This window comes from Auritidibacter sp. NML120636 (assembly GCF_003185945.1).
Classification (GTDB): Bacteria; Actinomycetota; Actinomycetes; order Actinomycetales; family Micrococcaceae; genus Auritidibacter; species Auritidibacter ignavus.
The window spans coordinates 68,936-84,046 of the sequence record NZ_QHLO01000004.1 but is presented as its reverse complement, the minus strand read 5'-3'; the positions used below and the strand labels follow the sequence as shown (position 1 = coordinate 84,046).

Here is a 15,111-nt window from a genome sequence, read left to right as displayed (position 1 = left end):
ACGGCTCCCGGTAGTTGTTGTGGTGGTGTGGTGGCGGGGATCATGTGCTCAGTGCCGCGGTCGGAGAGGTGTTCGCTGCGCGCATGGCCGGCAAGACCCCGGCGATCGCCCCGACCAGGATGGTTACGGTGATCCCCAATAGTGGAATCAGCGGCGGGAGCGTGGGCGTCCACCCGTTGACCAGGGAGACGACCAGGGTACACAGCCCGCCTAACACGATGCCGGCGACGCCACCGTAGCTCGCCAGTAGCACCGATTCAACCATAAACTGGCGCCGAATGTGGACGCGGGTGGCACCCAGTGCCCGGCGCAAGCCGATCTCGCGACGGCGCTCCATGACGGTGATGACCATGATATTGGCCACCCCGATCCCGCCGACCAACAGCGCGATCGAGCCCACACCCACCAGCAGTCCGGTAAAGGCGGTATCGATGGCATTTTGGGCCGCCAGTGTGTCGGAGGGGCGACTGACGCTGACCTCATTGGGCCGTTGCGGGTTGATGGTCGAGGGGATCAGATCCCGGACGGCAGTCACCGCCTCGTCGGTAGAGCGTTCAAACAGTGTGGTCGGTGAGCCGGAGAACTCCAGCTGCTGGTGGGCCTGCTCGGCGCCGACGAGCACCGAGGTGTTCAACTCCGCAGCCAGGGGTGAGGGGTTGAGGATGCCCAGCACCGTGTAGGTGATTCCGTTGAGACTCACCGTTGCACCCGGGGTGGCGATGCCGAGGCGTTGGGCGGCGGTGGCCCCCAGCACGGTGGTGGGGTACTGGCCGGTGGCCCGATTGAACCAGGTGCCGTTACGCAATGAGGCGGAGGTGACCTCCAAGAGTTCCTCATCGGCGGCGGCCACGGTGAGCCCATTGGTTTGGCCCGGATCGATGTGGGAGTTGCGGTAGGCGTGCACACCGGTCAGTTCGGCTAACCAACTGACCTGTTCGACCCCGTCGACCCGACGGAGCCGAGCCGCGGAATCGGCCGGTAGCACGGTCTGTTCCCCGGAGAAAGACTCGCCCGGGGTCACGGTTAGCATATTGGTGCCCAGGGCGGCCAGGCGTTCTTGCACCTTGGCCTGGCTCGACAGCGAGATCCCGATCACCGCGATCATCGCAGCGATCCCAATGGCGATCCCCAGGGCCGACAGGGTGGCCCGAGCCGGATGGGCACGCACCCCGTTCCAGCCCAGACGCAACAGGTCGGTCAGGCGCAGCCGGGAGGCATGGATGGTGGTCGGTGCGCTCACGTCATCTCACTTTCAGCTGTGATCGGTGCGTGCGTGCCGGTATCGGATTCCACCGCGCCATCGCGGATCGCGATCTGGCGGGGGAACCGGGCGGCAACGTCGCGGTCGTGGGTAATGACCAGCACCGTGGTGCCGGATTCGTTGAGTTGTTCCAGGATGTCCATCACCTGCGCGCCGGAGCGGGAGTCTAAGGCCCCGGTCGGCTCATCGGCCAGCAATAAAGGGGGGTTGCCGACCACTGCCCGGGCGATGGCCACGCGTTGACGTTGCCCGCCGGAGAGTTGTTTCGGGGTGTGGCCCGCTCGGTCAGCCAGGCCCACCCGGGCCAGGGCGTGATGGGCGCGTTCGCGCCGTTCGTCCAGCGGTAGCCCTCGGTACAGCAAACCGGTGGCAACATTATCGACAGCGGTCTGGGACTCATCGAGGTGGTACTGCTGGAAGACGAACCCGATCAGCGTGGCCCGTAAGGCGGACAGCTCGGCGTCACTGGCGGCCGAGGCGCGGTGCCCGGCGAGGATCACCTCGCCACTGGTGGCCCGATCGAGGGTGCCGATTAGATTCAGCAACGTGGTTTTGCCCGAACCACTCGGCCCAATGATCGCCACGCGCTCGCCGGGGTGCACGTCAAAACTCACCCCGTCTAACGCCACGGTGGGCGGGGACCCGTAGGTACGGCAGACCTGTTGCAGGGACAATAGGGTCTCGGCGGTACTCACTCGGCCACCGCCACCTTATCGCCGGCCGCAAGCTCACCGGAGGTGACCTCCACCATCTCATCGGCGAACTTTCCGACCTTGATCGGCACGCGCTGCACGGTGTCCCCGTCGACGACGTCAACGGCGTAGCCGCCACCGGATTGGGCCAGCAACGCGCGCACCGGAACGGTCAGCACGTCCTCGGCCACCGTGCGGGTCGCCACGACCGTGACGGGAACATTGGCATAGGAGGCGGCCACGGACGGGTCTTTTAACGCCACCCGGACCGGAATCGTCACGCTGGTCTTGCCGGAATCGTCCTCTTTTTCCACGGCGGGATCGACCTGTTCGACGACTCCCTCGGCTTCGTCACCGTTGGGTAGCCGCACGGTGACCTCTTGGCCGGTGGTCAGTAAGTCTTGCTGGGCGGTTTGCACCTCTGCGGTGGCAAATAGCCTGGTGTCGGTGACTTCCAGCACCCCGTCACTGGCGGGGCTACCGGCTTCGGACAGGCGTTTATTGACCCGCACATCGCTGGGCAGAAAGACCACGCGACCACGCTCGATTTGCTGAGTCTGGGGCAGGCCGAGATCCTTTTGCCACCGTCCGATCGCCGTAGCGGTGGCTGCATCGAAGCGTTGATCCGGTGTACCGGAGAAGTAGTCGAGATCCGCCAGGTTCTGCTCGAGTTGTTCCACATCGCGACCGTTGGGCATACCCAACTCAAAGGTGCGCCAGGCCGGCAACTTGCCGCGCATAGCTACCACCGGGCGGTCGTCGAGACGCATCAGCTCCTCGCCTGGTTTCACGGTGCTACCCGGTGAGGCCACCGAGGTCAGCGTGCCGGAGAGTTCGGTGCCCACCGTCTGGGCGGGACCATATCCCAGGGTGCCTTTGACCTCAACGCGTTCGTGCAGGTCGGTTTGTTCAGCATTGGCGGTCTCGACTTCAGCGGCTGCGGGAGCCGGAGCATCGTCGTGGACCGCATTGGCGACCACAAAGCCACCGGCTCCGGCTGCCAAGACACCGGCGACGAGCACAGAGCCGATGACCGCCCGAGATTTCAGGGTACTCACTGGCCCACCTCTGCTCCGGGGATCAGGCCGGCTTCATTCGAGCACTGTTCGACATCGGCTGGATCGGCATCCGGCACGCCACTGACGACCGGCCCCTGGCCCGAGCTGAAGTCCGGATCCGGTACATCGTAGCCGGCTTCGCGCATACACCGGGAGAACTCCAGCATCATGGCTTCCAGCTCCGAGTTATCGGCGACATTGGCGTCCTGCGGTGGCGGACCGATCTTTTCCTCGCAACTCTGCAAGGCCGCGTCGAAAGCGGCCGGGTCTTCACTGCCGCCAAAGGAGCCGTCGGGGTTGACCGGAATCGCACCACCGTCGCCGAGCTCGATCCCCTCATCGTTCATGCACTGGGTGAAATCGTGTTGCCACTGTTCCACGCTCGAGGCGCTACCGGCATTGAGCTCCGTCTCGGCGCTCGCCTCGGAGTCGTTGTTCTGATCTTTGCCGTCACCGCAGGCACTCAACACCAGAGTTGCCGCACACAGAGCGGCCGATACCTGGAGCACACCGGGCTTGATGAGTTGACGCATCTGATAACCTCCGTCGTTGGCGTCGGGGCCGACCGGCTGATTGTCCTCGCCGTCGGCGTCCTGAACAACAGGACATGTTCCAGTCTCGAAGATCGAAGGTTGTCAGAAGGTAAAGAGATGTTCTCGCGGTGTCACCAGTCCGTACACACACATCGCCCGCCGACACACCGGGTGCCGACGGGCGATGAGCTACAGCGGAGTAGCGATTAGCTCTCGGAGGACCAATCGCGGGTAGCCAGCTCGGATAGGCCGGTGGGTTCACCGTTGTCGTCGTAGAGGTAGAAGCCCTTGCCGTTTTCGGTGCCGAGGTAGTCGTTGTCCAAGGCCCACTTCAGCCGACGTGCCATTTCCTGGGAGTCCTCGTCATCGGTCTTATTGGACTCGATGGCGTAGGAGACACCGAAGCCGACCACGTCGAATAGGCGGAACGGAGTGAAACGGTCGCCTTCGGTGATGATCCGGGCCACCTTCTCGACGGTTGCCACGTCGGTGATGCCACGGGTCCACAGCTTGGCACCGTTTTCCAGCCAGGGCACGAACAGTGTGTTGATCACGTAGCCCGGGTGCTCCTTGTTGAGCTCGATCGGCACCATGCCGAACTCCTCAGCGGCCTCCACAGCGGTCTTGAAGACCTCCGGATCGGTCTGGCCGGTGGGCATGATCTCGACAATGTTCTGCTTGTGAATGTCATTGGCGAAGTGCATGGCCAGGTACTTCTCGGGGCGACCGGTCAGCTCGGCGAAGTCCGAGGGGCGGAAGGTCGAGGTGTTGGTGGCCACGATGGTCTTCTCGGGCAACAGCTCAGCGAGCTTGCCGTACAAGTCGTTCTTGATCTCGGTTTTCTCCGGAACGGCCTCAATGATCAGATCGGCGTCCTTGACGGCTTCTGCCAGATCAGCGGTCTGGGTAATGCGCTGGCGACCCTCGGTGATCTTCTCTTCGGGCTGATCGGTGAAGTACTGGCGGTACTTCTTCGCGATGTTCTCGAACCGGCCCTCAGCGGCCTTGAGTGCGTCGTCGTTAATGTCGTAGCTCACCACGTTCTTGCCGTTGTACGCGGCGAACATAGCGATCTGTGCGCCTAGGTTTCCGGCGCCCAACACGGTCAAATTCTGAACATCAGACATTATGTCTCCCATCTGCAGTTATGGAGCGGTTACATCGTATGGTCAACTCCGTTCCGTACAGTTGCGATGCTACGCCCCGCCCCGCGGGATGTGTAGGGGCTACTGGCGCCAGCACACCAGGCAACCGATCGCCCAGAGTGAACCGCGGGTTAAGGCGGTCGGGACCGTGTCAGCCAGCAGTCATAGTGCAGACTGCACAAGCGCCGCTGCGAAGTTTGTGGTCACAGGCTATGTGATCTAGCTCACAACCGGTTTAGAGTGAAGGCACACAGACACCATCGACGACGAGAGTCATCAGTAGCAGGAGGTTTCCCCGATGTCTACCTACTTCCCGTGGCTAGCCCCGTCCGAGCGAGCAGATCAGACCTGTTTGACCGATGCGAACCACTCACTGTCGTATCGAGAATTATCGGAGAGTTCTCGGGCGTTTGCCTCCCAGCTGGCCGACCACGGTATCGGCCACGGCGATGTGGTGGCCATCATGTTGCCCAATCGCATCGAACTGGTGGTCGCGATTTTTGCTGCCTGGCGTCTGGGCGCTGCCGCCACGCCGATCAACCCAGTGTTTACCGACCGGGAGGCCACGCATCAGCTCACCGACTCCGGGGCGAAGGTGATCGTCACCGCAGAACCGGATCGCTTCGCTGAGCTACTGGCCACCATTGATGTCAACGACGTGCTGGCTGAGGACAAGACGACCGAGAACCCCGCCGCCGACCACGAGCCCGATCCGGAATCGGCTGCCCAAGATATTGCCTTGCTGATCTACACCAGTGGCTCCACCGGTCGGCCCAAGGGCGTGATGCTCGATCACGCGAATCTGCACGCCATGACCGAACAAATGATGGGGGCCTTTAATTTCACCGGCGACGAGCACTGTCTGCTGGTGCTGCCACTGTTTCACTCCAATGCGTTGCTGGTCAGTGTCCTCACCCCGCTACGGGCCGGGACCCGGACCACCATTCTGGAGCGCTTCCACCCGGTGGACTTTTTGGAAGCGATTGCCACATACCGGCCCACCTATTTCTCGTGCGTTCCCACCATTCTGGCTCATCTCACCGCCCTACCGGCCGAGGCCATCCCGGACACCAGCTCGTTACGCTTTGCCGTCTGCGGTGCGGCTCCGGCCTCGGCGGAACTACTCCAGCGGGCCGAGGAGATGTTCGATATCGCCATTGTCGAAGGGTACGGGCTCACCGAAGGCACCTGTGCCTCCGCTTCGAACCCCATCGAGGGGGTCCGTAAGCCCGGCACCGTCGGTACCGCGCTCCCCGGCCAACAGATCCGGATTGTCGACCCCGAAGGCAACGAAGTGCCCACCGGTGAAACCGGCGAAATCATCATTAGTGGTCCCACCGTGATGCGGGGCTATCTCGGCAAACCCGAGGCCACCGCCAAGACCGTGGTCGATGGCTGGTTGCACACCGGTGATGTTGGCAAGCTCGACGAGGACGGGTATCTCACCATTGTCGACCGCATCAAAGACATGATTATCCGCGGTGGAGAGAACATTTACCCCAAGGAGATCGAATCCGTGCTCTACGGCGTCGAGGGTGTGCTGGAAGCCGCGGTGATTAGTAAACCCGACCCTTCCCTGGGCGAAGTCCCCGTCGCCCGCGTTTCGCTGTACTCCGGCAGCACCCTCACACCCGAGGACTTGCTGGCCGAATGTCGCAAGCACCTGACCAAGATCAAGGTGCCCGTTGAGCTGACGATCATCGACGAGATTCCCAAGAACCCCGTCGGCAAGATCGATAAGCCTCGTCTGCGCCAGGAGGCCTCGGCAGCCTCCTAGCCAGTCCCCTCATAGCTTTTTCGACCCACGTTTCAAGGAGGAATCATGGGTTTCCGCACTCCGGATCTGCCGCCGGCGGGTCCCGTTCCCCTGTCACAGATGCCTTTCCGAGACCGAATGAAGACCCTCACTCAGCATTGGGGTGAGTACGGATTCGGAGTCCCGAAGTACATCCTGCTGTTCTATATCGTCAAAATGGCCCTCTACATCGCCCTCGGTGTGGTTGTCGTGGGGCTTACCACCCCGGCGCTGGGCGGTTTTGGCGCGTTCACCGAGTGGTGGACCGAACCGATTGTCTACCTGAAACTGATGGTCTGGACGATCCTGTTCGAGATTACCGGCCTGTCCTCGTCCTCAGGGCCATTGGCGTTCAAGATCAGCCCACCGATCGGTGGCATTCTCTACTACCTGCGTCCCGGCACGCTGCGCGTACCGCCGTGGCCGGATAAAGTCCCCGGCACCTCCGGAGACCACCGCACGGCCTGGGACGTGGGTGTGTATATCGCGCTCTTGGTCAACCTGGTCTTCCTACTGGTGCACCCGGGTGCCCGCACCGAGATGGTCCCCGACGCCCAAGCCGGGCTGTTGCCGGTTTGGGCGATGCTGACCTACTTGGGCCTGCTGGGTTTGATGGGGTTGCGCGATAAGGTCGTGTTCCTCACCTCACGAGCCGAACAGTACCCGCCGATCTTGCTGGCCTTCGCAGTCCTGGCCAGCTTCACCGATATGATCATCGCCGCCAAGGTCGTGATCGTCGTGGTCTGGGTCGGGGCAGCGATTTCGAAGTTCGGACGTCACTTCACCCCGACGGTGGCAGCGATGATGGCTAATACGCCCTGGATCCCCACGCGGGCGGCCAAACGGGCGCTGTACCGAGACTTCCCGCGAGATATGCGGCCCTCACGGTTCACCACCATCATGGCTCACGGACCCGGGACCTTGGTGGAGGGTGTGGCACCGCTGGTCTTATTGTTCTCCACCAACCGCACCCTGACCTTGATTGCGCTGGTGGCCATCATCGCCTTCCACGTGTTCATCATCTCGACCCTGCCGCTGGCGGTCCCGCTGGAGTGGAATATCTTCTTTATCTTTGCCGCCTACTTCCTGTTCTGGAATTACCCGGCTGAAGCCGGCTACGGGGTCTTCGACTTCAGCTCGCCATGGGTCGCTGCCGCGGTGATTGGCGGTATGGTGATCTGGCCCATTATCGGTAATATTCGCCCGGACTGGATCTCCTTCTTGGTCTCCTACCGTCAATACGCCGGCAACTGGGCCTGCACCGTGTGGGCATTCCGCGACGAGGACGCCGAAAACAAGCTGGAGACCCACATCACGAAGTCCAATCAGATGCACTCCACCCAGCTCAAGGCAACCTTCGGTGAAGAGCTGGCTGGGATATTCACCGAGAAAGCAAATGCTTTCCGCGCCATGCACAGTATGGGACGGGCGTGCTACTCGATGCTGTACCGGCACACCAACAATATCGACACCTACCGGTTACGAGAAGGCGAGACGATTTGTTCGCCGCTCATCGGCTGGCAGTTCGGTGACGGTCACCTCCACGATGAGCGGCTGATCAGTGCCGTGCAGAAACGGTGCAACTACGAACCGGGCGACCTGGTGGTGGTCTTCACCGAATCCGAACCCATCCACCGTAACCGGACCGAGTACCGCGTGATTGATGCGGCCTTGGGCGTGGTGGAGCGTGGCTGGTATTACACCCGGGACTCCTCGGAGACCCAGCCGTGGCTACCCGATGGCCCGATCCCGCACACCGTGACCTGGACCCGTCCGGGCTACCAGGCACCCGGTGATGCGATCTATGGCCGTCACGACAGTGACGCGGAGATCACGGGTGACCCGCAGGTCAAGGTTGTACCCGTCACAGTTGACCGTGAGAAAATAACCGAATGACGACAGCGATGGTGGTTGGCAGCGGGCCCAATGGGCTCGCTGCCGCCGTGACCCTGGCCCGTGCAGGACTGGAAGTCACCGTGCTGGAAGCCGCCGAACAACCCGGCGGCGGAACCCGCTCAGCGGAACTCACGGTGCCTGGAGTTCTCCACGACGAATGCTCCGGCTTCCACCCCCTTGCTGTAGAGACCGCCTTTTCCGCGATCGCCAACCTGGATCGCTACGGCTTGCAGTGGCGGCACCCCCAGGTGCAATATGCCCAACCGCTCGATGACGGCACCGGGGCGGCTGCCTGGCAGGATGTGGCCACCACAGCAGAGCATCTGGGCAGTGACGGACCAATGTGGCAGCGGGTCTTTGGGCCACTGTCCGAAAACTTCCCGGAGATCACCGAGGACTTTTTGCAACCGATGTTGCACCTGCCACATCACGTGTGCAAGCTGGCCCACTTCGGAGCCTTTGCCGGCATGCCGGCTACCCTGCTCGGAAAACTGTGGCACACACCTCAGGCACGCGCCCTCTTCGCAGGGGTGGCCGCCCACGCCTTCCGCCCCTTCGGCTCTCTGGCGTCTTCGGCTATCGGGATTGCGTTGGGCACCGCCGCTCACACCTACGGGTGGCCGGTGGCAGCCGGAGGATCTCAGGCCATCTCGGCGGCGATGATCGCGGCACTGGAGGATCTCGGCGGGCGGGTAGAAACCGGGCTGCGCGTACGGTCCTTGTTGGATCTACCGCCAGCCGATGTGGTCATGCTCGATATCAGTCCGGCCGCCGCGCTGGAAATCGGCGGGGCGCAGATCCCATACCCAGTCCGGTGCGGGTTGCGGTCCTTCCGGCACGGGCCCGGAGCATTCGTGGTGAACTTTGCCGTGGAAGGTGGCATCCCCTGGCGGTACGAGCCAGCCCGGTCTGCCGGCACGGTACACGTGGGCGGGACCTATCACGAGGTCGCTACTGCAGAGCGAGAAATCCACCGAGGAAGGATGCCCGACCGGCCCTTCGTGCTCTTGGGCCAGCAGTATTTGGCGGATCCGGATCGCTCTGCCGGCACGGTTCATCCGGTGGATGCCTACGCACACGTACCGGCCGGATTCCGCGGAGATGCCACGGTCGCGATCGAGGAACAGATCGAACGGTTTGCCCCCGGGTTCCGCGACCGGATCGTGGGCCGATACGTCCGGTCAGCCCAGGACCTAGAATCCCACAACGCCAACTATGTGGGTGGGGACATCGTCACCGGCGCCAATTCAGCCTGGCAGTTGCTGATGCGGCCCCGGCCGAGTATCAACCCCTATTCGCTCGGTGCACCGGGACTCTACCTCTGTTCGGCGGCCACCCCGCCCGGAGCCGGTGCCCACGGGATGTGTGGCTATAACGCGGCCCAGTCAGCCCTGGCTGAACTCCGGCGGGCCGGCAGAATTGAGGAAAGGAGCCCGGTGCGTGGAGACCGAGATCTCGCTGGTCGGCCAGAGAATGTCTGAGCGACTCGAGGAAATCAGTTCGGAGACGACCAAAACCATCGCCCGGAACGTGGACTATCTCGACGAGCCCGAGTTACTCACGTCCTTGGCGGCCAGTGTGGAAGGCAATGCCACCACGATTGCCTCCATGCTGTGTAACGCCATCCCGCTCGAGCGAGTCCAGGCTCATCCGGCTACCATTGAATATGCTCATCGCCTCGCCCAACGGGGGATCCCCTCGGATTCGTTGCGCAGGGCCTACCACGTGGGAACGTCAGCGTTTCGTGCCTTTGTTTTTGAAGAAGTGTTGGCTTTGGATAGCCCGCCCGAAGCCAAGCTGGAAATCCAGCACTATATCGATGGGTTCTTTCACAGCTATATTGACTGGATCACCCAGGAAGTGCTGGCTGTCCACGCGGAGGAAACACGGCACCGGTTAGAAGATAGCGCTTCGGCCACCTCGAGTCTGGTCCGCCAGGTGCTGGACCAGCAGCCCGTGGCTCCCAGTACCTTTGAGGCACGCGCCCACTATCGGCTGGATCTGATTCACCGGGCGGCAATGGTTTGGGTGGATGACGCCAACCCGGGGGTGGATTCCACGCCGGCCCTGCTGGCGCTGACCTCGCAGGTTGCTCGTGCCTTCGGACGTGGCACCCCGCACCTGTTTACTGCTGTTGACCGGGGATTAGCGTGGGTCTGGTTCGGGGTGGGACGAGCCCAACGACCCGACCCCGCCCAGCTTGACGCCGCGCTAGCAGAATTGCCGGGTAGCAAGATTGCCTTTGGTAGTACCGAAGCCGGTGTCGTCGGTTTTCGCTGTTCCCATGTGCAAGCCGAGGCCGCGATGCGCGTGGCGTTAGCCTCGGGGAAGACCACACCACGGGCTATGTTCTACGGCGACCCCGGTGTAGCCATTACCTCGGTGCTGGTCCATGATCTGCCGGCGACGCAAGCGTGGGTGGCCGATCAACTCCGGGGATTGTGTGAGGCCAGCGAGAACGCGGAGCGGTTGCGAGAGACGTTGAGCTGTTTTCTGGCAAATGAGAGTAGCCATACCCGCACCGCAAACGCGATGAACTTACACCGCAATACCGTCCGCTACCGGGTGGAGAAGGCCATCGAGCTGCGCGGAAAACCTTTGGCCAGCACCCCCACCGACTTGGCGATGGCCCTGCAGGTCTGCGAGATCCTCGGGCTAGCCGCACGACAGTTCAGTGAACAGTCCGGATGAATCGCTGGAGGTGAAGGGCCGAGTGCGGTGAGATTAGCAGTATCAGCGACTGCACCGCCGGCTGGATCAAGGCCTCTTCTGCAACACGCATGAAGGGACCCATCGACGCGGAACTGAAGATTGTCGTGTCAGCTACTTCATATCTCAACGCGTGAGCTGACTGTGTATTGGTACATACTGCGTAGCGACTTGGAATGTGGTGGTGCAGTTGAGCAAACCGTGGGTACGGCACGAATTGAGCACCCGTGCGTCGGAGTATGGCCACCACAGAAAACCTAGTTGGACGGGGCATGACGGAACTGCTGTCTGTCCCCGCGGTCGCGCACAATCACGCCTCGATCGCTCAACTGCTCGCGCAAGGATTCAGCCTCTCCGGCTTTGCCGTCCGCAAGTGCACGACGACGGGCCCTCAGCAACGCGTGGACAGGCTCATCCAGATCCGCGCTACGGTCCACCCACTCCACAAATTCCGACTCCCGCGGGTCACCGATGCCCCGCCAGGGATATCCGAACGCACTGAATGCTACCCCCAGCTTGGTGGCCAGTCCGCTATCCGAACCAGTGCGGGAAAGCTCCCGTGAAGTAGCATCCGTCAGCACCAGCTCCTCCTTGTCCATGAAGACCTGTGAGATCTCCTGCCGGGAGAATGTGGAAGAGCCGGTCTTGGTGTCAACCCGGACTTCGTCGCCATCGATGACAACTCGGCCCACCTCCTCATTCCAGATGCCGAAGATGATCCAGCCGCCGACTGCTCCGAGCACAGTCATCAGTGGAAGCGACCAAACCAGCGGGAGTTGGTCAATCAGCCGTAACGGTGTCGGAGCCGAGTCCACGCGCTCCAGAAGCCAGGAGACCACCGGGCCGATCATAAACGTTGCGACCGCTCCGACTACCGCGCCTACCGTGGCGAACACTGGCATCAGTTTCGAGTTCACAGTGACCGTGATGCTCGATTCGGACGTGACTGTTACTCCTCAGGTAGCGCGGATGGATCGCTCCGGCAATGCGGGAGCAACTACCATGGTATCCTAAAACCGAGCGTTCGCTCTACTAATTTGTTGACAACGAGGCGAAGGTGGCATGGCACGCAGGACCGACCCTGAAAAACACGCCGCTAGGCGGCAACACATTCTCAACAGTGCTGCGGTGCTGTTTGCCGAGCAGGGTTACGAACGAACTACCACCGCACAGTTGTGCTCCCAGGCAGGGATCGGCCTCGGCACTCTGTACCACTACTTCTCGGGGAAAAAGCGGATTTTCCTGGAAGTGCTCACGCAGGACGAACAGGATACCCGTGCACTGCTGGATAGGCTGATGAGCGCCCCCGAGCCTCTGGAGGCTCTGCTAACGTTCGTTGCCTATCTGGCAGAACCTGCCACCGAGCACCCGATCGTGCCCAAGCTTGTGCTGGAAGCGATGCTCCAAGCACATCGGGATTCTAAAGTGCTTGAAGTTCTCAACAATCAAGAGGCTTCTGAGGCAGAGGGTATCAAAGCGCTCCTCCAGCGTGCTGCAGAGGCCGGCCATGTTGACGCGGAGCTAGACCTGGATGAGGCGGCTGCCTGGATTGGTAGCCTCATCGGGGCTCTATACCTGCAAGCTGCCGTCCACCCCGATTTCGATCCGGCTACGCATCAGCCCCATCTGATCCGGTCTGTGCGAACTTTTCTGCGCCCACTCGAATAGGTCGAACTTTCCCTCTTCGCGACGAATAAGTCTGCTTGCTGCAAGCGGCAAGGATATTGCTGGGGCCGGTGGCAACGTCTTCCCCGGCGCGGCAGACCTCATCTCGATCCACCCCAGTGTAGTGCTTGGGTGGAGTCGATCGTAGAAGGGGTTGACGCCCTCGACCCTCTATGGTTAATTAGTGGAGTAATGAACCACTGAGGTAGTAGAGGTGGTAACCGGGGCTGTTTCAGCGATGGAAGAAAGTGGTGAGCTGATGGTGGACGGACGACCGCTGTTCGTGCAGATCGCTGAAGAGATTGAGGGGTCTGTGATGGACGGTTCGCTCGCAGAGGGCGAGCGTGCTCCTTCCACCAATGAGCTTGCAACCTTCCACCGAATCAATCCGGCTACCGCAGCCAAGGGCATCAACCTGCTAGTGGGCCGCGGGATTCTTATCAAGCGGCGCGGAGTGGGCATGTTCGTCGCCGAGGGTGCTGCCGAGCGACTGCGTGAAGAGCGCCGCCAGAGCTTCGCCGACCACTACCTCACACCGATGCTTGCCGAGGCCCGCCACATCGGGCTCTCGGTGGAGAACGTCATCGAGTTGCTGCGCGAACGGGCGTGAGCAGACCACCGACAACGAGTGAGAGGAACACGATGAGCAACGTCATCGAAACGCGCGGCCTGACCCGACGCTACGGCAGCACGGTGGCTCTGCATCCCACCGATCTGACCTTCGAGAAGGACACGATTCACGGGCTGCTGGGTCGCAACGGCGCCGGCAAGACCACCCTGATGTCCATCATCACCGCCCAGGAGTGGCCCTCTGAGGGCGAGGTGAGAGTCTTCGGGCAGGTGCCGCACGAGAACGAGCAGGTGCTGCCGAAGATCTGCTTCGTCCGCGAGGACCAGAAATACCCCGACGACGCACGGGCCCATCATGCCTTCAACGCCGCCTCCCAGGCATTCGCCAACTGGGACTGGGAGCTGTGCCACCGGCTCTGTGAGGACTTTGCAGTCCCGAAGAAGACCAAGGTGAAGAAGATGTCGCGGGGGCAGCGTTCGGCGGTGGCCGTGATCATCGGCATCGCCTCCCGCGCGGAGGTCACCTTCTTCGACGAGCCCTATATGGGCCTGGACGCAGTGGCCCGCAAAGTCTTCTACGACCGGCTGCTGGAGGACTATGCCGAGCACCCACGGACCATTGTGCTCTCCAGCCACCTGATTGATGAGATCGCCCACCTGATCGAGAACGTGGTGCTGATCGACAAAGGCCGGATCGTATTGGACGAGCCCGCCGAGTCGCTGCGCGAACGTGCGGTGACCCTGGTGGGCCGTGCCGATGCGGTTCAGGAGATCGCTGCTGGGCGCGAAGTGCTGGCGCACGAGTCGCTGGGACGCATGGTGCGCACCACTGTGATGGGCGCACTGACCGATGACGAACGACAGCGGTTGCGCGAGCTGGACCTGGACGTGGTGCCGGTCTCGCTGCAGCAGCTGGTCGTCCACCTGACCACACAGACCACCGACCAGACTGCTGAGGAGGCTGCCCGATGAGCGTTGCAACTGTTTCCCCCACCGAGACCGCCACCGTCCCCCGAGCCAACAGCTTCGCCCGGGTGCCTGCCGCCTTCCGGCTGCAGTTCGCCGTTCCCACCATGCTGATCGGCGTGCCGGTCATGGTGTTCCTGATCGCCTGGGCCATCGCCCTGGGCCTAGGGGCCACCATTCATGTCATGGCGGATGAGACGATCGAGGATCCGATCTACACCGGGGCCGGCCAGGCCACCCTGTGGTCCCTGGGGTTCATGGCAGCCTATGCGGCCTCTCACACCTTCCCGTTCTCGCTGGCACTGAGCTTCAGCCGGCGTACCTTCGTCATAGGAGCTATTCTCTCCTTCGCGGCGGTCTCGGCAGGCTTCGGGCTGGCGGCCTCGCTGATGGCCTGGCTGGAACGGGCCACTGACGGGCTGGGTTTCAACACCTACGTGTTCGATCTGCCGTTCCTGACCCAGGGCGAGGGCAGCAGCATCCCGCTGCTCGGCGTGGTGGCTGCCCTGCTCTGCCTGGTTGTCATGCTCTTCGGCTTCGGCGTGGTGCTGCTCTACCTGCGGCTGGGCTTGGCCCGGCTGTGGACGCTGATCCTCTCGGTGATCGTGGTGATCGCGGGTGCGGCAATACTGGTGACCCTCAACGAAGGGTGGTCGCGAGTCTGGGAGTGGCTGGTCCAACAGAACGCGCTGAGCATCTCTGGCTGGCTGCTGCTGGTGGCAGCGGTGCAGTCGGTGGTCACCTACCTGATGATCCGCAAAGCTACCTCCCGTGGCTGAGCACAGATAACTCCGCGCTGGGTTGAAGTAGCGAGAAAATCC

Annotated in this window: 14 protein-coding genes; 8 read left to right on the top strand and 6 right to left on the bottom strand. The window is 62.3% G+C overall.

Features of this window, described 5'->3' with window-relative positions:
- Nucleotides 1–40: 40 nt before the first annotated feature.
- The 5 genes from DCC25_RS04980 to DCC25_RS04960 all read right to left on the bottom strand — a co-directional run bounded on the left by DCC25_RS04980 (nt 41) and on the right by DCC25_RS04960 (nt 4,671).
- Nucleotides 41–1,240, bottom strand: coding sequence for an ABC transporter permease (locus DCC25_RS04980; RefSeq protein ID WP_233487909.1), 1,200 nt, complete (start codon nt 1,238–1,240; stop codon nt 41–43).
- Nucleotides 1,237–1,956 (bottom strand): ABC transporter ATP-binding protein, encoded by a 720-nt coding sequence (locus DCC25_RS04975; RefSeq protein WP_110100828.1) that lies wholly within the window; start codon nt 1,954–1,956, stop codon nt 1,237–1,239. Before DCC25_RS04975 ends, DCC25_RS04980 begins: the two co-directional genes overlap by 4 nt.
- Nucleotides 1,953–3,011, bottom strand: coding sequence for an efflux RND transporter periplasmic adaptor subunit (locus DCC25_RS04970; RefSeq protein ID WP_110100827.1), 1,059 nt, complete (start codon nt 3,009–3,011; stop codon nt 1,953–1,955). The genes DCC25_RS04975 and DCC25_RS04970 overlap by 4 nt, the downstream gene beginning before the upstream one ends.
- A complete protein-coding gene (locus DCC25_RS04965) occupies nt 3,008–3,544 on the bottom strand; it encodes a hypothetical protein (protein WP_110100826.1) in 537 nt (178 codons plus the stop codon). Before DCC25_RS04965 ends, DCC25_RS04970 begins: the two co-directional genes overlap by 4 nt.
- A 206-nt stretch (nt 3,545–3,750) precedes the next feature.
- Nucleotides 3,751–4,671, bottom strand: coding sequence for a 3-hydroxyacyl-CoA dehydrogenase (locus DCC25_RS04960; RefSeq protein ID WP_110100825.1), 921 nt, complete (start codon nt 4,669–4,671; stop codon nt 3,751–3,753).
- A gap of 316 nt (nt 4,672–4,987) precedes the next feature.
- Here DCC25_RS04960 and DCC25_RS04955 point away from each other — a divergent pair, with 316 nt between their 5' ends.
- From DCC25_RS04955 to DCC25_RS04940, 4 genes are read left to right on the top strand one after another with little or no spacing between them, the layout of a single operon-like run.
- Nucleotides 4,988–6,466 carry a class I adenylate-forming enzyme family protein gene (locus DCC25_RS04955; RefSeq protein WP_110100824.1) on the top strand — a complete coding sequence of 493 codons (1,479 nt, stop codon included), beginning with the start codon at nt 4,988–4,990 and terminating at the stop codon, nt 6,464–6,466.
- A gap of 45 nt (nt 6,467–6,511) precedes the next feature.
- Nucleotides 6,512–8,380, top strand: a complete 1,869-nt coding sequence (locus DCC25_RS04950; protein WP_110100823.1) for a DUF3556 domain-containing protein — start codon at nt 6,512–6,514, stop codon at nt 8,378–8,380.
- A gap of 8 nt (nt 8,381–8,388) precedes the next feature.
- The gene (locus DCC25_RS04945) at nt 8,389–9,861 is read left to right on the top strand and encodes an NAD(P)/FAD-dependent oxidoreductase (protein WP_304529231.1); all 1,473 of its coding nucleotides are present in this window, start codon (nt 8,389–8,391) and stop codon (nt 9,859–9,861) included.
- Entirely contained in the window at nt 9,821–11,071 is a 1,251-nt protein-coding gene (locus DCC25_RS04940) for a CdaR family transcriptional regulator (protein ID WP_110100821.1), read from the top strand. Before DCC25_RS04945 ends, DCC25_RS04940 begins: the two co-directional genes overlap by 41 nt.
- 275 nt (nt 11,072–11,346) lie before the next feature.
- Here the strand turns inward: DCC25_RS04940 and DCC25_RS04935 are convergent, their stop codons facing one another.
- On the bottom strand, nt 11,347–12,006 hold the full coding sequence (locus tag DCC25_RS04935; RefSeq protein ID WP_146206413.1) for a hypothetical protein: 660 nt from the start codon (nt 12,004–12,006) through the stop codon (nt 11,347–11,349).
- 145 nt (nt 12,007–12,151) lie between these two features.
- On the opposite strand from DCC25_RS04935, the gene DCC25_RS04930 reads away from it, so the two are divergent.
- The 4 genes from DCC25_RS04930 to DCC25_RS04915 all read left to right on the top strand — a co-directional run bounded on the left by DCC25_RS04930 (nt 12,152) and on the right by DCC25_RS04915 (nt 15,069).
- On the top strand, nt 12,152–12,757 hold the full coding sequence (locus DCC25_RS04930) for a TetR/AcrR family transcriptional regulator (RefSeq protein WP_110100819.1): 606 nt from the start codon (nt 12,152–12,154) through the stop codon (nt 12,755–12,757).
- 235 nt (nt 12,758–12,992) lie between these two features.
- The gene (locus tag DCC25_RS04925) at nt 12,993–13,364 is read left to right on the top strand and encodes a GntR family transcriptional regulator (protein ID WP_370443906.1); all 372 of its coding nucleotides are present in this window, start codon (nt 12,993–12,995) and stop codon (nt 13,362–13,364) included.
- 32 nt (nt 13,365–13,396) lie between these two features.
- A complete protein-coding gene (locus DCC25_RS04920) occupies nt 13,397–14,296 on the top strand; it encodes an ATP-binding cassette domain-containing protein (protein ID WP_110100818.1) in 900 nt (299 codons plus the stop codon).
- Entirely contained in the window at nt 14,293–15,069 is a 777-nt protein-coding gene (locus DCC25_RS04915) for a hypothetical protein (RefSeq protein ID WP_110100817.1), read from the top strand. The genes DCC25_RS04920 and DCC25_RS04915 overlap by 4 nt, the downstream gene beginning before the upstream one ends.
- Nucleotides 15,070–15,111: the final 42 nt, after the last annotated feature.